General features: G+C 71.8%; 20 protein-coding genes. 10 read left to right on the top strand and 10 right to left on the bottom strand.

The genetic code is table 11. The features are described from left to right. Positions 1-2 precede the first annotated feature (2 nt). From ACIBQZ_RS11640 to ACIBQZ_RS11620, 5 genes are all read right to left on the bottom strand, one after another. Positions 3-824: a carbohydrate ABC transporter permease gene (locus ACIBQZ_RS11640; RefSeq protein ID WP_396088514.1), complete on the bottom strand. Its 822-nt coding sequence runs from the start codon at positions 822-824 to the stop codon at positions 3-5. Further along, the gene (locus ACIBQZ_RS11635) at positions 824-1768 is read right to left on the bottom strand and encodes a carbohydrate ABC transporter permease (protein WP_396088513.1); all 945 of its coding nucleotides are present in this window, start codon (positions 1766-1768) and stop codon (positions 824-826) included. Before ACIBQZ_RS11635 ends, ACIBQZ_RS11640 begins: the two co-directional genes overlap by 1 nt. Continuing rightward, on the bottom strand, positions 1768-3084 hold the full coding sequence (locus ACIBQZ_RS11630) for an ABC transporter substrate-binding protein (protein WP_396088512.1): 1317 nt from the start codon (positions 3082-3084) through the stop codon (positions 1768-1770). Before ACIBQZ_RS11630 ends, ACIBQZ_RS11635 begins: the two co-directional genes overlap by 1 nt. Before the next feature lie 17 nt (positions 3085-3101). Next, a complete protein-coding gene (locus tag ACIBQZ_RS11625) occupies positions 3102-3989 on the bottom strand; it encodes an SIS domain-containing protein (RefSeq protein WP_396088511.1) in 888 nt (295 codons plus the stop codon). A gap of 82 nt (positions 3990-4071) precedes the next feature. After that, positions 4072-5364, bottom strand: a complete 1293-nt coding sequence (locus ACIBQZ_RS11620; protein WP_396088510.1) for an alpha-glucosidase/alpha-galactosidase — start codon at positions 5362-5364, stop codon at positions 4072-4074. Between the two features lie 108 nt (positions 5365-5472). On the opposite strand from ACIBQZ_RS11620, the gene ACIBQZ_RS11615 reads away from it, so the two are divergent. Further along, positions 5473-6261: a DeoR/GlpR family DNA-binding transcription regulator gene (locus tag ACIBQZ_RS11615; protein WP_396088509.1), complete on the top strand. Its 789-nt coding sequence runs from the start codon at positions 5473-5475 to the stop codon at positions 6259-6261. Between the two features lie 17 nt (positions 6262-6278). Here ACIBQZ_RS11615 and ACIBQZ_RS11610 read toward each other — a convergent pair whose 3' ends face one another. Genes ACIBQZ_RS11610 through ACIBQZ_RS11600 form a run of 3 tightly spaced genes read right to left on the bottom strand, consistent with a single transcriptional unit; the run spans position 6279 to position 7572 of the window. Continuing rightward, a complete protein-coding gene (locus ACIBQZ_RS11610) occupies positions 6279-6719 on the bottom strand; it encodes a MarR family winged helix-turn-helix transcriptional regulator (protein ID WP_396088508.1) in 441 nt (146 codons plus the stop codon). Continuing rightward, positions 6716-7141: an EVE domain-containing protein gene (locus tag ACIBQZ_RS11605; RefSeq protein ID WP_396088507.1), complete on the bottom strand. Its 426-nt coding sequence runs from the start codon at positions 7139-7141 to the stop codon at positions 6716-6718. The genes ACIBQZ_RS11610 and ACIBQZ_RS11605 overlap by 4 nt, the downstream gene beginning before the upstream one ends. Next, positions 7138-7572 carry a hypothetical protein gene (locus ACIBQZ_RS11600; RefSeq protein WP_396088506.1) on the bottom strand — a complete coding sequence of 145 codons (435 nt, stop codon included), beginning with the start codon at positions 7570-7572 and terminating at the stop codon, positions 7138-7140. Before ACIBQZ_RS11600 ends, ACIBQZ_RS11605 begins: the two co-directional genes overlap by 4 nt. A 184-nt stretch (positions 7573-7756) precedes the next feature. Between ACIBQZ_RS11600 and ACIBQZ_RS11595 the strand changes: the two genes are divergently transcribed. The 4 genes from ACIBQZ_RS11595 to ACIBQZ_RS11580 all read left to right on the top strand — a co-directional run bounded on the left by ACIBQZ_RS11595 (position 7757) and on the right by ACIBQZ_RS11580 (position 12068). Further along, positions 7757-8245 (top strand): hypothetical protein, encoded by a 489-nt coding sequence (locus ACIBQZ_RS11595; protein ID WP_396088505.1) that lies wholly within the window; start codon positions 7757-7759, stop codon positions 8243-8245. 63 nt (positions 8246-8308) lie between these two features. Further along, on the top strand, positions 8309-9016 hold the full coding sequence (locus tag ACIBQZ_RS11590; RefSeq protein ID WP_396088504.1) for a hypothetical protein: 708 nt from the start codon (positions 8309-8311) through the stop codon (positions 9014-9016). A gap of 46 nt (positions 9017-9062) precedes the next feature. Further along, complete coding sequence (locus tag ACIBQZ_RS11585) at positions 9063-11840, top strand: alpha-amylase family glycosyl hydrolase (protein ID WP_396088503.1); 2778 nt, start codon at positions 9063-9065, stop codon at positions 11838-11840. 48 nt (positions 11841-11888) lie between these two features. Continuing rightward, positions 11889-12068 (top strand): hypothetical protein, encoded by a 180-nt coding sequence (locus ACIBQZ_RS11580; RefSeq protein WP_396088502.1) that lies wholly within the window; start codon positions 11889-11891, stop codon positions 12066-12068. A 188-nt stretch (positions 12069-12256) separates the two neighbouring features. Here ACIBQZ_RS11580 and ACIBQZ_RS11575 read toward each other — a convergent pair whose 3' ends face one another. Beyond that, positions 12257-12691 (bottom strand): OsmC family protein, encoded by a 435-nt coding sequence (locus tag ACIBQZ_RS11575; RefSeq protein WP_396088501.1) that lies wholly within the window; start codon positions 12689-12691, stop codon positions 12257-12259. A gap of 277 nt (positions 12692-12968) precedes the next feature. Between ACIBQZ_RS11575 and ACIBQZ_RS11570 the strand changes: the two genes are divergently transcribed. Genes ACIBQZ_RS11570 through ACIBQZ_RS11560 form a run of 3 tightly spaced genes read left to right on the top strand, consistent with a single transcriptional unit; the run spans position 12969 to position 16647 of the window. Next, complete coding sequence (locus tag ACIBQZ_RS11570) at positions 12969-14819, top strand: FAD/NAD(P)-binding protein (protein WP_396088500.1); 1851 nt, start codon at positions 12969-12971, stop codon at positions 14817-14819. Then, entirely contained in the window at positions 14816-16054 is a 1239-nt protein-coding gene (locus ACIBQZ_RS11565; protein ID WP_396088499.1) for a putative PEP-binding protein, read from the top strand. The genes ACIBQZ_RS11570 and ACIBQZ_RS11565 overlap by 4 nt, the downstream gene beginning before the upstream one ends. Before the next feature lie 50 nt (positions 16055-16104). Further along, positions 16105-16647, top strand: coding sequence for a carboxymuconolactone decarboxylase family protein (locus tag ACIBQZ_RS11560; protein ID WP_396088498.1), 543 nt, complete (start codon positions 16105-16107; stop codon positions 16645-16647). A gap of 32 nt (positions 16648-16679) precedes the next feature. Here the strand turns inward: ACIBQZ_RS11560 and ACIBQZ_RS11555 are convergent, their stop codons facing one another. Beyond that, on the bottom strand, positions 16680-17465 hold the full coding sequence (locus ACIBQZ_RS11555; protein ID WP_396088497.1) for an SAM-dependent methyltransferase: 786 nt from the start codon (positions 17463-17465) through the stop codon (positions 16680-16682). 139 nt (positions 17466-17604) lie between these two features. Here ACIBQZ_RS11555 and ACIBQZ_RS11550 point away from each other — a divergent pair, with 139 nt between their 5' ends. Then, complete coding sequence (locus ACIBQZ_RS11550) at positions 17605-18435, top strand: lysostaphin resistance A-like protein (protein ID WP_396088496.1); 831 nt, start codon at positions 17605-17607, stop codon at positions 18433-18435. Between the two features lie 97 nt (positions 18436-18532). Continuing rightward, entirely contained in the window at positions 18533-19276 is a 744-nt protein-coding gene (locus tag ACIBQZ_RS11545) for a S1 family peptidase (protein WP_396088495.1), read from the top strand. Positions 19277-19336 lie beyond the last annotated feature (60 nt).

The following is a 19336-nucleotide window of genomic DNA, read 5'->3' as shown; positions in this document are numbered from 1 at the left end:
ATTCAGCCCTTCAGGCCACTGAAGGTCATGGTGGCGATGAAGCGCTTCTGCGCCACCAGGAACGCGATGATGAGGGGCATCGTGGTGATCACGTTGCCCGCCATCAGTTGGGCCCACTCGGTGCGCCGGGTGCCCTGGAAGCTGGCCAGCCCGACCTGCAGGGTGAACCGGGTGTCGTCGCTGATCGCCACCAGCGGCCAGAGCAGGTCGTTCCAGCTGGACAGCAGCGTGAAGATCGCCAGGGTGGCCAGCGCCGGGCGGGCCAGCGGCAGCACCACGCTGACGAACGTGCGCAGCGTGCTGCACCCGTCCAGCCGGGCGGCCTCCTCCAGCTCGACCGGCAGCGACAGGAAGAACTGGCGCATGAGGAAGATCCCGAACGCCGACGCCAGCCACGGCACGAACGCCGCCGCGAGCGTGTCCACGATGCCGGCCCGGGCGAACATCAGGTACGTCGGGATCATCAGCAGCTGCATCGGGATCATCACGGTGGCGACGACGGCCAGGAACGCCACGCCCCGGCCGGCGAACTTGAGCCGGGCGAAGCCGTAGCCCGCCAGCGAGCACAGGATCAGGTGCGCGACCACCGCGATCGTGGACACCAGCACGGTGTTGGCGAACCAGCGCACGATGTGCGACTCGCTCAGCAGCGTCCGGTAGCCCTCGAGGTGCAGGCTGCTCGGCAGGAACCGGGGCGGGAACTGGTTGATCTCCTGCGCGGTCATGAACGAGGTCAGCACCATCTGCACCAGCGGCAGCACGAAGACCAGCGCCAGCGGCATGAGCAGCAGGTGCCAGGGGCTGAACGGCAGGCGGCGTAGCACTAGAAGGCCCCCGATCCGGAGCGGCGGTTGTAGCCGATGACCGCCACGGTCAGCAGCATCGTCACGGCGAAGAGCAGGTAGGCGACGGCGGCGCCGTAGCCCAGCCGCTGGGTCTGGAAGGCCAGCTCGTAGATGTAGTAGACGACGGTCTGGGTGCTGTTCAGCGGCCCGCCGCGGGTGGTGGTGTAGATCAGGTCGAACAGCTGCATCGCCGTGATGGTCTGCCAGATCGCCGTGAACACGGTGACCGGGCGCAGCTCCGGCAGCGTGATGTGCCGGAAGACGCGCCACTTGCTCGCGCCGTCCACGGTGGCCGCCTCGACGAGCTCCTTGGGGATGTCCTGCAGGGCGGCCAGGTAGATGACCGCGCAGAAGCCGACCTCACCCCAGAGCGCGATCAGGCAGATGACGATCAGCGCCTGGCCCGGGCTCTCCAGGAACTGCTGGGCGGGCAGGCCGAGCCGGCGCAGCGTCTCGTTCGCCGCGCCGAACTGCGGGTTGAACACGAAGCTGGCCAGGATGCCGGTGGCCGCGGCCGAGGCCACGTACGGCACGAAGATGCAGGTGCGGTAGAAGCCGATGAACCGGATCTTCTGGTTCAGCGCGACCGCGATCAGCATGCCGAGCAGGATCGAGCCCGGCACGAACAGGGCGGTGAGCACCAGCGTGTGCTGCGCCGCGGCGATCGCGTCCGGGTCGCCGACGATCCGCTGGTAGTTGCGCCAGCCGACGTCGGTGGCCGGCGCGATCCCGTTCCACTTGGTGCGCGAGATGAAGAACGCCCAGACCGCCGGGAAGATCGACAGCCCGACCACCAGCAGCGTGGCCGGCCCGGCGAAGGCCCACCCGGTCAGCGAGCGGCGGGCCGCCCGGCCGCGCGGCGAGCGCGGCCGGGACACCTCCGGCGAGGCCGTACGGGGCGTTGCCGCGAACGTCAGCGCCATCACTCCTCCAGCGCGTCGGCCGACTTGCGGGCGGCCTCGTCGAGGGCCTCCTTCGGGGTGGCCGCGCCCTGCAGCACCTTGGCGATCCCGTCGCCGACGGCGCGGGACATCACCTCGTAGCCGGCCACGGTGGGCCGGGCCTGCTTGGCGTTGGCCAGGTTGTCGAAGAACTTCTGCCCGCCCGGGTACTCCTTGACGTAGGCGGCGAACTCGGGCGTGCTCTGCTCGCTCGACCGCAACGGCAGGTTACCGACCGCGAGGTTCCACTTGGCGTCGATCTGCGCGCTGGTCAGCCATTTGATGAAGTCGCGGGAGGCGCCGGCCCGGTTGGCGTCGTCGTGGTCGAAGAGCACCCACAGGTCGGGACCGGAGACGGTCTGGTGGTCGCCGTTCACGCCGGGCAGCGCGGCCACCCCGTAGTCGAGCTTGGCCTCCTTGATCTCCAGCAGCGCCCACGGGCCGGAGAGCATCATCGCGATGCGCCCGCTGTTGAACAGCCGGGCGTACTTCTCGTCGGTCTGGTCGAGGTACATCGACTTGTCGTCGACGGCCATCACCCGCAACGTCTCCAGGGCCTTGACGCCGGCGTCGGAGTTGAACGCCGGTTTGGTGCCGTCCAGGATCTTGCCGCCGTTCTGCCAGAGCAGCGGCCACAGGTGCCAGGTGGTGTCCTCGCTGCCGGAGACCGAGTACGCCGTGCCGTAGGTGTTCGTCGCCGGGTCGGTCAGCCTCTTCGCCGCCTCGCGGAACTGCTCCCAGGACCAGTCGTCGGCGGGCGGGGCGAGCCCGGCGGCGGCGAAGAGCTTCTTGTTGTAGATCAGCGCCAGGTTGTCGACCAGCGCCGGGATGCCGATCACCTTGCCGTCGGAGGTGGCCACCGTACGGGCCGCCGCCGGCATCTCGGTCCACCCGAACGACGGGTCGGCGACGAAGCCGGTGAGGTCCTGGGTCTTCCCGCTGGCGGCGAGGTCGCCGGCCCAGTTGCCGAACGCGTACGAGATGTCGGGGTAGCTGCCGCCGGTGAAGCCGGCGGAGAGCTTGGTCAGCAGGTCGTCCGTGGTGGGCGCGCCCGCCGAGGTCTTGATCGTGACGTTGGGGTGGGCGGCGTGGTACTCCGCGGCCAGGCCCTCGGCAACCTTCTCGGCCTCCGAGGTCTGCCCGGTCCACCAGGTGAGGGTCACGGCGGCCGCGGGGTCGTAGCCCTGCGCCGCGTCGCCGTCGTCGGCCTCGCCGCCCGTGCAGGCCGCGGTCAGCAGCAGTGCCGCGCTCGCGGCGGCCAGCAGCCGGGTGGCCGGGCCGCGCCGAATGGAGGTCATCGGAGTACCTACTTTCGTCAAACCGCGTCGGTGAGGACGACGGATCTGGTGAGCAGCCGGGGGCGGTCGGGGTCGAGGCCGCGGTGCGCGGCCAGGGCCAGGGCGAAACGCTGGGCGAGGACCAGCTGGGCGAGCGGGTCACGGTCGTCGCGGTAGGTGGTGGCTCCCGCCGCCCGGGCGACCTCGTCGAGCCCGAGCGGCACCGCGCCGAACGAGAGGACGAGGCTGCGTGCGCCGGCGACGGCGACCGGCCCGTGCCGGAAGTCCATCGCCGGGTACGACTCCGAGTGGGCCTGCGCGGCCTCCCGGACCTTGAGGGCCGCCTCGTGCGCCAGCCCGACGGTCCAGCCGGTGCCGAGGAAGACCAGGTGGTCGATGGCGGCCGGGTCGGCCGGCAGCGGCGCCACGAGCGCGGCCCGGCCGTCGTCGGCCAGGTGGCTCAGGTCCTCGCCGAACGCGGCGCGGGCCAGCGCCAGCACCGTGGTCGGGAAGCGGGTCTGCACCACGCTGCGCTCGTCGGCGAAGTCGAGCAGCAGCCGGGTCTCGGCGAGCGTGTCGACCGGCTCACCGGCGACGGCGGTGACCGCCACCCGGTGGGTGCCCGCGGGCACCTGCCGCAGCGCGTCGAGCACCTCGGTGGAGGTGCCCGAGCGGGTGATCGCGACGACCCGGTCGTAGCGGCGCCGCGGGACGTACTCGGAGGCGCAGACCGCGTCGGTCTCGCCGAGGCCGGCGCCCTCCCGCAGCTCGGCGATGCTCTGGGCGACGAACCACGAGGTGCCGCAGCCCAGGACCAGCACCCGCTCCCCCGGCACGGCGAGCTCGTGGCGGGCCTGGGCGGTCAGGGCGAGGCCCCGCTCCCAGGTGGCGGGCTGGCTGGCGATTTCCTCCGACGTGTCGTTCATGGTCGAGGATTATGCTCGTTTGTTTTCGCTTCACAAGGTTTCACGTCCAAACGAGCATTCCACGATGCACGTCTCTGTCTCGCTACCGCAGCGCCTCGGGAATCAGGTCGCCGTGCGCGGCGGTCAGTTCGTCGCACAATGCCCAGATCTGGTCCAGCGGTAGGGTGGCCGCGGTGTTCGGATCGACCATCGCCGCCTGCCGCACCATCCGCTTGTCACCGGTGATCGCCGCCTGCACGGTCAGCTGGCCGACGTTCACAAAACCGCGGTTCAGCGCGGCGCACTGCGGGGGCAGCGCGCCGACCCGTTCCGGGCGTACGCCCAGCGCGTCGACCACGCACGGCACCTCGACGGCGTAGTCCTCGGGCAGGTTGCTGATCAGCCCCCGGTTGGCGACGTTGCCGTGGATCCGGCGCAGCGTCCCGGTGACCATGCTGTGGATGACCTGCGGGGCGTACTCGGTGGCGTCGCGGCTGACGTCCAGCGGCTCGCCGGCCAGCACCGAGGCGCGCACGGCGTGGTACTCGGCCACGTTGTCGGCGCTGATCCGCAGGTAGTCGCCGACCGGGATGCGCAGTCGCGCGATCTCGGCGTCGTCGTGCAGGTACCAGGGCAGGTACTCCGAGGAGTGCTCGCTGGTCTCGGTCGGGAAGTACCCGAGCCGGGCGTACATGTCCATCCGGACCCGGCGGCGCAACTGCGGGTCGCGGGCCAGCAGCTCGTCCAGCCGCGGGTAGAGGCTCTCGCCGCGGTGCTCGAAGCGCAGCAGCCACGCCTGGTGGTTCACTCCCGCCCCGGTGTAGTCCACTTCCCCGTACGGCACGCCGAGCAGCTCGCTCAGGTCGCGCACGGTCCAGTAGACCGAGTGGCACAGCCCGACGGCCTTGAGATCCGGCGCCACCGCCGCGAGGTAGCCGATGTTCATCGCCATCGGGTTGGTGTAGTTGAGCAGCCAGGCCTGCGGGCACAGCTCGCGCATGTCCCGGGCGATGCCGTCGAGCACCGGGAACGTGCGCAGCGCGCGGAAGATGCCGCCCACGCCGAGGGTGTCGCCGATGGTCTGGCGCAGCCCGTACCTCGCCGGGATCTCGAAGTCGCGGACGGTGGCCGCGTGCATGCCGACCTGGATGGCGTTGATGACGAAGTCGGCGCCGTCGAGCACCGCCCGCCGGTCCAGGCTGGTGGTGATGACCGGCTTCGCGCCGAGTTGTTCGGCTGTCCGGCGGGCGATCGCCTCGGCCGTCTCCAGGCGCTCGGCGTCGATGTCGTGCAGGGCGAGGGTGACCTCGCGCAGCTCGTCGAAGGAAAGGATGTCGGCGAGCAGCTCACGGGTGAACACGACGCTGCCCGCGCCGAGAAAGGCGATCACTGTCATGGCGGGATTGTTGGCGGTTCCGTCCCGAACGCGCAAGGAAATCTGGCCTTTCGCTTGGAAACGAACTACAGTGACTGCGCGTTTGATCATTCGTTCTGATGAGGGTCCATGCCACAGAGTTCGCTGCGCCGGGCCGACCGGGTCTCGGCCATCCTGGACCGGGTGGCCAGCCACGGCTCGGTCGACGCCGGGCACCTGGCCGACGAGTTCCGGGTCTCGCCCGCCACGATCCGCCGCGACCTGCAGGTGCTGGAGGACCAGCGGCTGCTGTCGCGCACCCACGGCGGCGCGGTCGCGGTCGACGTCGCGTACGAGCTGCCGGTCCGCTACCGGGTGGGCCAGCACCGCGAGGAGAAGGCCCTGGTCGCGCAGAAAGTCGCGGCGCTGCTGCCCAAGGGCCCGCTGACCCTGGGCCTGACCGGCGGCACGACGACCCACCTGCTGGCCCGCCTGCTGGCCGAGCGGGTGGACCTGACCGTGGTGACCAACGCGCTGAACATCGCCGCCGAGCTGGCCCTGCGCCCCCGGCTCAAGCTGATCATGACGGGCGGGGTGTCGCGCACCCAGTCCTACGAGCTGGTCGGGCCGATCGCGGACCAGGCGCTCGCCGGGCTGAACATGGCGGTGGCGGTGGTCGGGGTGGACGGGATCAGCGCCCGCGGCGGCCTGACCACCCACGACGAGATCGAGGCGAACACCAACGCGGTGATGATCCGGCGCGCGGACCGGGTGATCGTGGTGGCCGACGGCTCGAAGGTGGGCAAGGTCTGCCTGGCCGGCATCTGCGCGATCACCGACGTCGCGACCCTGGTCACCGACGCCAGCGCGGACCCGGCCGGCATCGAGGCGATCCGCCGCGCCGGCACCGAGGTGATCGTCGCCGGCCCGCCGGCCTGAGCCGGCTCAGGGTCGGCTCAGGGTCGGCTCAGCCGGCGCAGCGCCGCGGTGAACGCGGGGCCGTCGTCGCCGAGCCGGGCGAAGAAGGCCGCGTCGCACGCCTCCACCGCGACCACCGCCCGGTTGGCGAGCTCGCGGCCGGCCGGGGTGACGGCCAGCGCGCGGGCCCGCCGGTCGGTGGGGTGCTCCGGGCGGTGCACCAGCTCGCGGCCCTCCAGCGCGCGCAGGACCTGCGAGGTCATCATCGGATCGGTGGCGGCGAGATCCGCCAGCGCCTTCTGGGTGACCGGGCCGGACGACCCGAGATAGGTCAGCGTCGCCAGCAGGACGAACTGCACGTGGGTGAGGCCGAACGGCTTCAGCGCGGTCCGCTGCGCGGCCTGCCACCGGTTGCCGACCTGCCACAGCAGCAGGCCCGGACTGTCGTCCGCACTGTCATGCCGGGTCGCGAGGCTCACGACGGTGTCACCGGGGAGGCGCCGAGCATGGCCGTCCCGATCGCCGCGAAGTCGTGCGCGCTGAGCGGGACGAGCCCGCGACGCAGCTGCTGGCCCCAGCCCGGGGCCGCGGTGAGGTCGAGCGGCAACGACCGGACCGGCGTCTCGACGGCCTCGGGGCGGTAGCGCACCCGGCGGCGCCACGGGCGGAAGTCGCCCTCGGCGGCCTGCCAGATCTCGTCGTCGGGCAGCTCCCCGATGGCCGTGAAGGCCTGCAGGGCCTCGCTGCCGCGCAGGCTGGTGCGCGGCGAGTAGTAGATCAGCCAGTCGCCGGCCCCGAGCCGGGCCAGCCCGGCACGCTTGCCGTGGCCGAGCTGCGCGATGCCCAGCCCGGCGCCGCGGCGGACGTGGTCGCGGCAGACCACCCCGAGCCAGTACTTCATGCCGGCACCCCCGCCGCGCGAGCCGCCGCCTCCAGGCGGGTGAGGTCGGCCGGCAGCCCGTCGGCGATGCCCTTGCCGAGCACCCGGCGCCAGAAGAACGCCAGCGGGCCGGCGAGGGTCACCCGCACCCGCACCTCGGTCAGCCCGTCGGCCGCGGTGCGCACCAGGTGTTCGAAGGTGAGCATGGCGCCCAGCAGCAGAGAGACGTCGGTGAACTCGCGGCCGGGGACGAGCGAGGTGATGACGAACTTCGTCGTGGGGCCGCCCTTGGGCTTGAGCGCGCCGGTGGCGCCCGTCTCGAACGGCCCGTCGAGGCGGACCCACTCGGTGTCGGTGTTCCAGCTCGGCCAGGTGGCCATGTCGGCCCAGCGCGCGAAGAAGGCGGCGGCGGGAACGTCGGTGGTGATCAGTGCGGTGGCGATCGTCGTCATGCAATTAGTATGCGCGCTTAGTATCTCGTGGTCAAGTCGGCCGCGGCGCCCCGTCCGGCCGCCCGGCTCGCCGCGAGGAATTGAAGGGCGTCTCTAGACGGCGGCACGGCCGGGACGTATGGTGCAGGCGATTGTGGGAGCGCTCCCACCGACGTTCCCCGGAGATGACCAGCAGGAGGATCCGATGCGCCAGCTCGTGCGCGCTCTCATCATCGGCGGTGTGCTGTTCTCGGCGGCCGCCTGCGGCACCGCGACCAACCCCGCCCCGGGCGGGCCGGGCGTGGGCATCGGCTCCGCCGTCGCGCCGGCGCCGGGCGCGGTGGCCAGCGATTCCTCGATCAAGTCCTCGTGCGAGGCGATCGGCAAGGTGTACAGCAAGAACATGGCGCCGGTCGCCGAGGCGCTCAGCAAGCTGACCGAGGGCGCCGACAAGAAGACCAGGCAGCAGGCGCAGCAGGCCCTGAAGGCGTTCGCGACCGACCTGCGCGGGGCCACCCAGCAGAGCGCCGACCCGCAGCTGCGCACCGACGGCAAGAAGACCGCCGACCAGCTCACGGCCAAGGCAGCCGACGCGGACCTGTTCAGTAAGATCAAGACGACTGAGGACGTGAACACGGTGCTCGGCTCCACGTTGAAGCAATGGCTGTCCCCCATCGAGCAACACTGCTCCTGACCGGGCACGAGCCGGGCCGGGAGCACCGTCGCGTTCGCCAAGCGGCTGCGGAAACGAGGCGACATGCGGTGGTTCCGGCTCGGCAAACGGCAGGTGGAGCACGATCCGGCACGGCAGCAGGCGCTGCGCCGGCAGGTCCGGCAGGAGTTCGGCCGGCACGTGCCGGTGCGGTTCCCCGAGCAGGCGGAGGCGGTCGGCCGGCTGCTGGACGACGACGACGGCCTGACCGTCGCGGCGGAGATCCTGCGGGAGTTCGCCGACGCCGCGCACGCCGAGCTCCGCGCGCAGGCCGCCGAGCTGCACCGGCGTACCGGTCACGGGCTCGTGGTGGACCGCCGGAACTACCGGCCGCTGTGGCAGGAGGCCGGGCAGTACCTGCGCTGGTCGCTCTTCGAGCTGCCCGCCGGGCTGCACCCGTACGTGCAGGTCGCCGCGGCCGTCACGGTCGTCGGTGACCGGGCCCGGCGGTCGGTCCGGGTGACCGATCCGGAGCCGCTGCTCGGGTACGTGTTCGAGGTGCTCGACCTGACCCTGGCCGGCTGGGAGTACGGCCGCGTCCAGGTGGACGTGGACGCCGCCGCCCTGGCCGCGCGGCTGATCCTGACCGCCCGGGAGCTGCGCGCGGCCATGCCGGAGCCGCCTCCGCTGCCGCCACCGGTCCGGGAGCTGATGCGCCGCAACAACACCGTCGAGGTGTCCGACCCCAGCGGCAGCCGGATCGTCGGCGCCTACAACCCCGGTATGGAGATGCGACAGTCCCTTCTGGTCTGAGTCCTTCCTGGGTAACGTCATTGCCGGCGTGTTACCGGGAGGGGCCATGCACATGCATCTGCGTCGTGCTGTCGCTGTTCTGCTGTCCACGATGCTCACCGGCGGCCTGGCCACGGCCCCCGCCGCGGCCGCGCCACCCGGGCGGGTCGACGGCGGCCTGCCCGGCCGGCATTCGCTGCGGGCGCCGGTCACCGACGAGAACTTCTACTTCGTCATGGCCGACCGGTTCGACAACGGCGAGGTCGGCAACGACCGCGGCGGGCTCGGCGACGACCCGCTGGTCTCCGGCTTCGACCCCACCCGCAAGGGCTTCTACAACGGCGGCGACCTCGACGGGCTGCTGCGCCGCATCGACTACGTCCAGGGCCTGGGCACCGACTCGATCTGGCTGACGCCCAGCTTCAAGAACAAGGCCGTGCAGCTCGAGGACGGCCCGTCGGCCGGCTACCACGGCTACTGGATCACCGACTTCACCCAGATCGACCCGCACCTGGGCAGCAACGCCGACCTGCGGGCGCTGGTCGACGCCGCGCACGCCCGGGGCATGAAGGTCTACTTCGACATCATCACCAACCACACCGCGGACGTCATCGGCTACCGGGAGGGCGCCCGGCAGCCGTACGTGTCCAAGGACGTCGAGCCGTACCGGACCGCGGCCGGGCGGCCCTTCGACGACCGGGACTACGCCGGCCGGCCGGGTTTCCCGCCGCTGAGCGCCGAGGTGTCGTTCCCGTACTCGCCGGTGCTGGACCCGGCCGAGCGTGACCTGAAGGTCCCGGCCTGGCTCAACGACGTCACGCTCTACCACAACCGCGGCGACACGACCTTCGTCGGCGAGAACTCGCTGTACGGCGACTTCTTCGGCCTCGACGACCTGTTCACCGAGCACCCGCGGGTGGTGCGCGGGATGACGGACATCTACAAGAAGTGGATCGCCGACTTCGGCATCGACGGCTTCCGGATCGACACCATGAAGCACGTCAACGACGAGTTCTGGCAGAGCTTCGGTCCCGAGGTGCTGCGCTACGCCCGGCAGCAGGGCAAGTCCGAGTTCTTCATGTTCGGCGAGGTCTTCGACACCACCAAGTCCTTCACCTCGCACTTCACCACCCGCGACGACATGCAGGCGGTGCTCGACTTCCCGTTCCAGCAGGCGGCCCGCGACTTCGCCTCGCGCGGGCAGCCGGCCGGCCGGCTCGGCGAGTTCTTCGCCGACGACGACTGGTACACCGACGCCGACTCCAACGTCTACCAGCTGCCGACCTTCCTCGGTAACCACGACATGGGCCGGATCGGCGCGTTCGTGCAGGCCGACAACCCGGGTGCCGGCGACGCCGAATGGCTGGCCCGGGACCGGCTCGCGCACGAGCTGATGTACCTGTCCCGGGGCAACCCGGTGATCTACTACGGCGACGAGCAGGGCTTCACCGGCCCCGGCGGCGACCAGGACGCCCGGCAGACGATGTTCGCCAGCCGGGTGCCCGAGTACCTCGACGACGACCTGCTCGGCACCACGGCGACGCACGCGCAGGACAACTTCGTCACCGGCCACCCGCTCTACCGCAGCATCGCCGACCTGGCCGCGCTCACCCGCCGGCATCCGGCCCTGCGCGACGGCGCCCACCAGCACCGGTACGCCGACGCGGACGCCGGCGTCTACGCCTTCTCCCGCGTCGACCGGGGCCGGCAGCGCGAGTACGTGGTCGCCCTCAACAACAGCGAGCAGGCCCGCACGGCCGCCGTCCCGACATACCTGTCCGGCGGCCGCTTCGACCGCGTGTACGGCACCGGCCCGGCCCGGGTGACCTCGGCCGCCGACCGCCGCCTCACCCTGACCGTGCCCCCGCTGTCCACGGTGGTGTACGCCGCCGCGGACCGGATCCCCGCCGCGCAGGCCGCCCCCGCGGTGTCGCTGGCCGAGCCGGCGCCGGCCGCCGGTGCCCGCGGCCGGATGCAGGTGTCCGCGACCGTCGCCGGCTCCTCCTTCGCCGAGGTCACCTTCTACGCCCGGGCGGGCAACGGCCGCTGGAGCCCGATCGGCACCGACGACACCGCGCCGTACCGGGTGTTCCACGACGTTGCTGGCCTGCGCACCGGGACGCCGGTGCAGTACCGCGCGGTGGTCCTCGACAACGCCGGGCACACCGCCACCAGCCGGAGCCGGCAGACCCGCGTGCCGGCGCCGGCGCTCACCATCGAGGCGCCCGCCGAGGGCAGCAACGTCCGCGGCACCGTCGAGGTCCGCGCGGTCGCCGACCCCGAGCGCGCCACCCACGTGGTCCGCTTCGAGCGCAGCGTCGCCGGCGGCGCGTGGACCACGATCGGCCGGGACGACTCGTCACCGGCGTACACGGTCTTCGACGACCTGGCGCCGCTCGGCCTGGCCGCCGGCACCGAGATCCGCTACCGGGCGATCCTGACCGAACCCGGCGGCACCCGGGTGACCAGCGCGACCCGCACGGTCCGCTACGCCGGGCCGCCGCTGGCGGTGGCCACCGTGCGCTACCACCGCCCGGCCGGCGACTACCCCGGCTGGGGCCTGCACCTGTGGGGTGACGGCATCGACCCGGCGGTGCTGGCCCAGGTGGCCTGGGATCGGCCCTGGCCGGCGGCGCGCATCGTGGACGGCTGGGCCGAGTACGACATCCCGCTCACCGACGACACCAAGCCGGTCAACTTCATCATGCACCTGCCCAGCGGCGACGCCGTGCCGGCCACCCGCGAACCGGGCGGCGACCGGTCGTTCGTGCCGATCAACAGCCCACGGATCTGGCTCCTGCAGGGTGACCCGGCCGTGTACACCAGCCCGCCACCGGCAACGTAGCCGGCCGAAGCCTTCCCGGCCGGGGCCCGGCACTGCGAGAATGCCGGGATGGACGACACCGAGCGCGGCCCGCAGGACGAACCGACCACCGCCGCCGGGATGGACCGGCGCCGCTTCTTCGGCCGCACCCTGCTGGCGGTCGGCGCCACCGCCGGCCTGCTGACCCTCACCGGCTGCCCCGGCGGCGAGCAGGACGACGACGATGACGACGACGGAGACGACGACTAGAGGCCGCCTTCGGGATCATGGTTCACGCCGTTGTCGGAGGCGGCTGATACCGCGTTCGGCGACGTTGCGCTGCCGGTGAGCGGCCTGGTCGAACGCCGGTGGGCGTCCCGGCGCCGCCGCGCCCGCGGGGTTGGGCTTGTTGTCGGCCGGCACGCGCCCGGCACGCTCCGGCGCCGCTCCGGTGTCGCTCAGACCTGGCCGACGTCCGCCGGTTCGTCCGCGTGAGCAGGCCGGGCGGCGACCGACGCGGTCACCGCCATGCCCTGCTTGAGGGTCGCCGCCACCAGGCAGCCGCGTTCCGCGACCTCAACGAGGTGTTCGAGGTCCGCGGGCGGGCACGAGCCGCAGGCCACCTCGATGTGGATCGAGCCGAACCGGCGTGGGTGCGCGGCGAACACGCCGGTGACGCGGCAGGTCGCGTCCTCGACCGGGATGGATCTGGCCTGGGCGGCGGCGTGCAGAGTGCTCATGAAGCAGCCGCCGACCGAGGCGAGCAGCGTCTCACCGCCCATCGGGCCCGCGTCCGATCCCCCGTGCGAGGCCGGGCGGTCCATCACCACGGTGTGATCGCGAATGCTCGCGACGGATGCCGTCTGCCCGCGCTGAGCGAGAGCCACCGTCATTTGATCCATGCTCGCCGTCCTTCTTGTGAAGATCATGGTCGATGTCCTGCGCCGGTCTGCCGAGCCCGCCGATCGTCCGCAACCCGCCGGCACCCCGACTGTAACCGCACTCCACGGGGACGCCGCCGGCTTCAGCACTGCTGAAGTAGCGCCCTTTCGCGTCTCGCCGCCAATATCAACGCATCCCTAGGATGATGCCTGCGTCGTGTCAGGAGGATGCAATTGATCCACATTGGTTGGTCGATGCTTCCTGCCGATAACCACAACGGAGGCAGGTATGGGTCGTCCTCGGGTTCTCATCGTCGGTGCCGGACTGGCCGGCACGGCAACGGCCATCCGGCTGCTGCAGTTCGCGCGCCGGCCCTTGGAGATCGTCTTGCTTGAGCGCCGGGACGACTACCGGTATGCGGGCGTGGCGTACCACCGTGACGGCAACCCCTGGGACCACGTGTTCAACATCCAGGCCGGCCGGATGTCGGCGTTCCGCGAGGATGTCAACGACTTCGTCCGCTGGGCCAACCACGAGGCCGACCGCAGCGGCTGGCGGGCGCCGTGGACGGACTTCACGTTCGACGAGCACGGGCCGGCGCCCCGCCGGATCTACCACGACTACCTGACCGACCGCATCACCGAGGCGCGAGCGGAGGCGTACCCCGGCGTTGATCTCGTCGAGGCCGACGGCGAGGCGGTCGACCTGCACGTCCGTGCGGACCACGTCGAGGTGTCGATCCGGCAGCCGGGCAGCAACGGTGCGGCGCACCCGCGGACCCTGACAGCCGATCACGTGATCCTCGCGACCGGCATGGAGCTCAGGCAGCCGGCGTTCGCCGCCGACGTGCTGGACCATGACGCGTTCATCCGGCACCCGTACTCGACCGACGGCGTACAGCGGCTGCTGGCGACGCCGGCCGAGGCGAGGGTCGTGATCGTCGGAACGGTGCTGAGCGCGTACGACTCGGTGGCGCTGCTCCTGCGCCAGGGCCACACCGGCACCGTCCACCTGGTCTCCAGGTCCGGCGCCGTCCCCCGGACGTACCCGGACCTGCACGAGCACGGCGTGGTGCGGCTCCCTGCCCCGGCAACGTTGTTCGAGCCGTACCGGAACCGGGCGGACTTCCTGGCCCGCGTCCGGGCCGAGTGGGAGGCCGCCTGCCTCGCGGTCACCAGGGACCATCCCGGCATCGACCGGCGGATCGTCACGGAACGAGTCGCCAAGGCGTGGGAGCCCTACCTCCCCCGGGTCATCGACCGGATCCCGACCGACGAGCTGCGGCAGCTGCTCAACGAGTTCAGCACGCAGATCGCCTCGCTGCGGGTCGGCGCGGTGCCCTACACGACCTCGATCGTCGAGCATGCCATGTCGTCCGGCCCCGGCTCGGTCGAGCTTGTCGTCGGCCGGATCGAGGCGGTGAGACCGGCCGCGTCGGGCCGGCTCGACGTCGCCGTGGCGACCCGGACCGGCACCCGCGTCATCCCGGCCGATCTGGTGGTGTGCAACTTCGGCCGGGAGTTCGACTACACCCATGTCGGCTCTCCGCTGTGGACGAACCTGCTGGCCGACGACCTCGTCACCCCGCATCGGCGCACCGGCCGCGGCATCGAGATCAACGACCGGGGCACGCCGCTACGGCCCGACGGCGAGCCGATCGAGATGCTCTCCGCCATCGGGGTGATGCGCGAGGGCGACGAGATCGTGCGCAACGGCCGCACCGGCGCCTTCGCGTTCAACCTCGCCGCGATCAAGAACCATTCCATTGTGGTCGCGGCACACATCGTCGAACGGCTCGAGCTGGGCTGCGACGGCGCGGCACGCCACGCCGCAGCGGAGCTGCACCGCACGCTCAGCGCCGACGAGGCGACCCGTGCCGAATTCGAGCAGGCCGTCGCCCTGGCGGTCAGGCTGCTGGCCGCGCGGTCCCGGGCCGAGCGCGCCGGCCTCGATGCGCAGCTGGCCGGCCACCTGCGCGCGGACCATCGCTTCACCGGCGGCACCGACGAAGGCGGCCGGCTGATCCGCGCCGCGGTCAACCAGGCGGCGGTCCGCAAGCTCACGGACGTCTCGGTGACGCCGCGCCAGCTGCGCCGGCTGCTGGGCATCAGCAACGATGAAGAGGCGGACCACCCATGACCGACCGACAGATCCGTGGCGTCCTGCTCATCCGCGGATCCGCATCCGTGGTGGACGGGCCGTGCAATCGCACCGAACGACCCGTAGCAGGTTCGATCCTCATCGCGCAGACACTGCATCCGCGGCTGTACGACGCGCTCATGGCCGCCCGCGCGGTCGTCTGCAGCTCCGGCGGGAGCACCGGCCACATGCAGTCCATCTGTCGCGCCAAGGGCATCCCCGTCCTGCTCGTCGGCCCGGCCGACCTTGACCGTCTCGTCGGTGTGGTGACGGTCGACCTGGACCAGGAATCGGTCACCGTCGGTGCCGCCGGCGGCGGGGGCGCGGCGACCACCGGCGCCACCGGTCCACTGCCGGACGGGGTCGGCTCGGCCTGTGCCGTGATCGCCGATCCCCGGGACATCGGCGGCCTCAACTCGATCGGTCCGCGGGCCGCGGACATCGAGTCGTTCTTCGTCCGTGAGGAGTTCCTGTGCTTCTCCGCGGGCCTGAGCCCGATCGACGCCCTGCGCGGCGGGGCCGCGGTCCATGCGTACGGGCGCGCGATCGCCGAGCAGCTGCGGGTCTGCGTCGACGCGCTCCGGCCGGGTCAGCGGCTGATCCTGCGCATGCTCGACCTGCGTTCGAACGATGCCGTCCACATCACCGACGAAGCCACCGTGCCGAGTGAGCCCAACCCGGACATGGGCCTGCACGGCACCCGATGGCTGCTCCGCTCGGCCGCCTACCCCCAGGCGCTGCACGTCATGCTGGACACCCTGCGCGAACGGCTCGGCGACGAGGCCGACCGCGTCCACCTCTCGGCGCCGTTCCTGACCGACGCCGAGGAATTCGCGAAGCTGCGACCCCACCTCGGCCTGTCGCCGGAGACGCCGCTGTCGGCGTTCATCGAGACGCCGGCCGCGGTCCACGCCACGTCGGACATCTGCGCCGCGGGCGCCGACGAGCTGTTCGTCGGCACCAAGGACCTCGTGCAGTTCTACCTCGCCGCGGACCGCAGCAACCACCTGGTAGCCGAGTCCTACCGCACCCGGCACCCGGCCGTCCTCGACGGGCTGCGGCGGGTCATCGAGGACGCGCGCGACGCCGGCACCCCGGTCCGGGTCTTCGCGCTCGGCGCCGACCTCCGGTACTACCTCGATCGGCTACCGGCGCCGACCGGGTACATGATGTGCGTCTCGGAGCTCCAGCACGTCCTCCGGTCCCCGGCGGACCATCAGTTGATCCCGCGCTGACAGCGCAAGGAGGAAGATGTGCATCCGGCAGCGGTGTGCCACCGTACGGCATGGCTTACATCGACCTCGGCGTGGACGAGCATGCGTTTCCCGGTATCACGGGTCCGATGCGCTTCCGTCCGGAGACCGCCCAGCCGCTCAACATGCTCGCCGAAGTGCTGCTCCGCGCGCCGCACTCGCTGCCGCCGGGCGAGCGTGAGCTGATCGCGGCCTACGTGTCCGGGCTCAACGAGTGCACCTTCTGCTGCTCGTCGCATGCGGCGTTCGCCGCCGTCCAGCTCGACGCCGGCATGACGCTGGTGGACAAGGTGCGCGCGGACCTCGACTCCGCGCCGGTGTCGCCGAAGCTGCGCGCGCTGCTGCGCATCGCCGGCGCGGTCCAGCAGAGCGGCCGGGCGGTGACCGCCGAGCTGGTCGACGCCGCCCGTGCGGAAGGCGCCGACGACGTCGAGATCCACGACACCGTGCTGATCGCCGCGGCCTTCTGCATGTTCAACCGCTACGTCGACGGGCTGGGCACGTTCGCGCCGCAACGACCGGAGGACTACCTGCCGATGGCGAAGCGCATCGTGGAGCACGGTTACGGCGTCTGACCGGGCCAGGTCATGCCGGAGGACCAGCGGGGTCAGCGTTTGCGGGCGACCCCGCAGTAGCCGTCGACGGCCGGGCGATCGTCGTCCTCGGGTCGCCACTCCGGCAGCGGCACCACGCCGGGTTCGACGAGCTCCAGGCCCCGGAAGAAGCTCCGGAAGTCGTCCACCTCGCGCAGGTGGTACGGCACCGCGCCGCTCTCGTTGTACTGCCGGTGTGACTCGATCACCCGCTCGCTGGTGGCGGTGCCGTCCGACATGGCCAGGTAGCTGCCCGCGGGCAGACGCGCGACCAGGGCGTCCACGATCGACCGGACGACGGCCGTGTCCTCGACGTGGCCCATGACACCGAGCATCATCAGCGCGATCGGCCGGTTGAGGTCGAGCGTCCTGCCGGCCTCGCCGATCACGGCGTCGACGTCGCTCAGGTCCGCGTCGAGGTAGCGGGTGACGCCCTCGGGGGTGCTGGTGAGCAGCGCCCGGGCGTGCGTCAGCACCAGCGGATCGTTGTCGACGTAGACGATCCGGGCGTCCGGCGCGACCCGCTGGGCGACCTGGTGGGTGTTGTCGGCCGTCGGCAGGCCCGTACCGATGTCCAGGAACTGCCGGATGCCGGCCGGACCGGCGAGATAGGTCACCGCCCGCCGCAGGAACGCCCGGGACTGCCGCGCCGCCTCGACGATCTCGGGGAACACCGCCCGCACCTGGTCACCGACCGCACGGTCGACGGCGAAGTTGTCCTTGCCGCCGAGCCAGTAGTTCCACACCCGAGCGGAGTGCGGGACGGCAGTGTTGAGCTTCGCAGCCAGGTCGTCGGTCACGGTGCAGCATTATCGCGGGACGACCGGATCAGCACAAGGCCGGCGGTGTCGACTTTGGTCGGGGAGGCAGCGACTTCGGGCCGTAGCAGCGTCAGGTGCGCCGGCCGCACGCTCTTATCCAGGACGGGGAGGCGGGCACATGGAGCACACGGACACCACCGGCCGACGGGCCCGGCTCGGCTGGCGCGTCGCGATCGTCTTCGCGGCCGCCACGCTGATCTGGCGACTTGTCGACCGGGTCGGCGATGTCCTCTTCGGGCCGGGTTACGAGCGCGGCAGGCACGTCTTCTCGGCGGTGGCGGTGACCGCTCTCGTCGTACCGATGATCGTGCTCGCGTATCGCCGCCTCGACCGGCTTCCCTGGGCCGGGCTGCGGCGGGCCGCGCCGGGGACCGCGCTGCGTCTCCTGCTGCTGGGCGCGGCCGGATATCTCGTCCCGGCCGGGGTCGCCGTCGCGGCGCTCGCCGCGCCGGGGCGGCTGGAGATCGGCCTGCGCGCACCGGCTGCCGGGGCGGTGCTGTCGGCGCTCGCCCTGGTGCTGCTGGTCTTCCTGTACGAGGCGCTGCCCGAGGAACTGATCTTCCGGGGCTACCTCTACCGCAACCTCGCCACCGCGCTGCCGCGGTGGGGGGCCGTGCTCGGCCAGGCCGCGCTGTTCGCCCTCTTCGGACTCGCGGTCGGTGCCGCCACCACCGCCGACCGGGTGGTGCTGTTCCTGGGGTTCGCCGTGGTGCAGGGGGCCGTCCGCGCGGTCACCGACACGCTCTGGGTGCCGATCGGTTTCCACCTCGCGTTCCAGACCGCCGAGCAGCTCGTCGGTCCCTCCTGGGACGTCTTCACCGTCGGTGATCTCGCTCTGGTCCAGCAGGTCGCGCTCGGGCTCGTCCCGCTGGTGCTCGGGGTGCCGGTGATCCTGCTGCTCCGGCGCAGCCTCGGACGCCGGCTACGCGCGGTCATCACGCCGCGGTAGGCCCCGTTCGATATGTATCGATGAGCATCACTATGTAGCTACGGTTGTCCGGGCAACCGCCCGCCGTCACCCCCTACGGCACAGACAGGACAGCCGCATGCGTACCCTCGCCCGGACCCTCCTCACCGCCGTCACCGTCACCGCCGCCGGCCTGCTCGCGCCGGCCGCCGCGGTCGCGTCACCCGCCCCCGAACCGCCGCCGGTCACCCAGGTGGTCGGTGGCCGGCCGGCCACCGAGAACTACCCGTTCATGGTGTACGTCTCGGGCTGCACCGGCTCGCTCATCAAGGGCAACTGGGCTGTCACGGCCAAGCACTGCCCCACGCCCAGCTCGGTCCGCGTCGGCAGCGTCGACCGGAGCAGCGGCGGCACCGTGGTCGCCGTCCGGCGCGGGGTGAACCACCCGCGGATCGACGTCAAGCTGCTCGAGCTGGCCTCGTCCGTGTCCTACGCCCCCGCGCCGATCCCCACGGCGTCCGGCGCGGTCGGCACCGCCACCCGGATCATCGGCTGGGGCCAGACCTGCCCGAGCCGGGGCTGCGGCTCCACCCCGCGCGTCGCCAACGAGCTCGACACCTCGATCGTGGCGGACAGCCGGTGCGCCGGCATCGACGCGGCGTACGAGATCTGCACCAACAACACCAACGGCAACGCGGGCGCCTGCTACGGCGACTCCGGCGGCCCGCAGGTGCGCCTGGTCGGCGGTCGCTGGGCGCTGATCGGCGTGACCAGCCGGGCGGGCAACAACAGCTCGGTCTGCGCGACCGCACCGTCCATCTACGGCGACCTGCCGTCCATCCGCACCTGGGTGAACCAGCAGGTCGGCGGGCTCCCGGTCTGACACCGGGTCAGGACGGGCCGGCGCACCACGGTCGCGCCGGCCCGTCGCCACCGGCCGGGT

Origin of the sequence: Actinoplanes sp. NPDC049599 (assembly GCF_044465625.1) — a bacterium.
Classification (GTDB): Bacteria; Actinomycetota; Actinomycetes; order Mycobacteriales; family Micromonosporaceae; genus Actinoplanes.
This window is presented reverse-complemented; position numbering and strand designations above follow the sequence as displayed.

Bases quoted from the DNA above. Each gene is read 5' to 3' on its own strand.
- ACIBQZ_RS11600 (WP_396088506.1), bottom strand. From the start codon at position 7,572: ATGACGACGATCGCCACCGCACTGATCACCACCGACGTTCCCGCCGCC.
- ACIBQZ_RS11550 (WP_396088496.1), top strand. From the start codon at position 17,605: ATGGAGCACACGGACACCACCGGCCGACGGGCCCGGCTCGGCTGGCGC.
- ACIBQZ_RS11615 (WP_396088509.1), top strand. From the start codon at position 5,473: ATGCCACAGAGTTCGCTGCGCCGGGCCGACCGGGTCTCGGCCATCCTG.
- ACIBQZ_RS11560 (WP_396088498.1), top strand. From the start codon at position 16,105: ATGGCTTACATCGACCTCGGCGTGGACGAGCATGCGTTTCCCGGTATC.
- ACIBQZ_RS11565 (WP_396088499.1), top strand. From the start codon at position 14,816: ATGACCGACCGACAGATCCGTGGCGTCCTGCTCATCCGCGGATCCGCA.
- ACIBQZ_RS11625 (WP_396088511.1), bottom strand. From the start codon at position 3,989: ATGAACGACACGTCGGAGGAAATCGCCAGCCAGCCCGCCACCTGGGAG.
- ACIBQZ_RS11590 (WP_396088504.1), top strand. From the start codon at position 8,309: ATGCGGTGGTTCCGGCTCGGCAAACGGCAGGTGGAGCACGATCCGGCA.
- ACIBQZ_RS11545 (WP_396088495.1), top strand. From the start codon at position 18,533: ATGCGTACCCTCGCCCGGACCCTCCTCACCGCCGTCACCGTCACCGCC.
- ACIBQZ_RS11585 (WP_396088503.1), top strand. From the start codon at position 9,063: ATGCACATGCATCTGCGTCGTGCTGTCGCTGTTCTGCTGTCCACGATG.
- ACIBQZ_RS11605 (WP_396088507.1), bottom strand. From the start codon at position 7,141: ATGAAGTACTGGCTCGGGGTGGTCTGCCGCGACCACGTCCGCCGCGGC.
- ACIBQZ_RS11620 (WP_396088510.1), bottom strand. From the start codon at position 5,364: ATGACAGTGATCGCCTTTCTCGGCGCGGGCAGCGTCGTGTTCACCCGT.
- ACIBQZ_RS11580 (WP_396088502.1), top strand. From the start codon at position 11,889: ATGGACGACACCGAGCGCGGCCCGCAGGACGAACCGACCACCGCCGCC.
- ACIBQZ_RS11595 (WP_396088505.1), top strand. From the start codon at position 7,757: ATGCGCCAGCTCGTGCGCGCTCTCATCATCGGCGGTGTGCTGTTCTCG.
- ACIBQZ_RS11570 (WP_396088500.1), top strand. From the start codon at position 12,969: ATGGGTCGTCCTCGGGTTCTCATCGTCGGTGCCGGACTGGCCGGCACG.
- ACIBQZ_RS11635 (WP_396088513.1), bottom strand. From the start codon at position 1,768: ATGGCGCTGACGTTCGCGGCAACGCCCCGTACGGCCTCGCCGGAGGTG.
- ACIBQZ_RS11630 (WP_396088512.1), bottom strand. From the start codon at position 3,084: ATGACCTCCATTCGGCGCGGCCCGGCCACCCGGCTGCTGGCCGCCGCG.
- ACIBQZ_RS11575 (WP_396088501.1), bottom strand. From the start codon at position 12,691: ATGACGGTGGCTCTCGCTCAGCGCGGGCAGACGGCATCCGTCGCGAGC.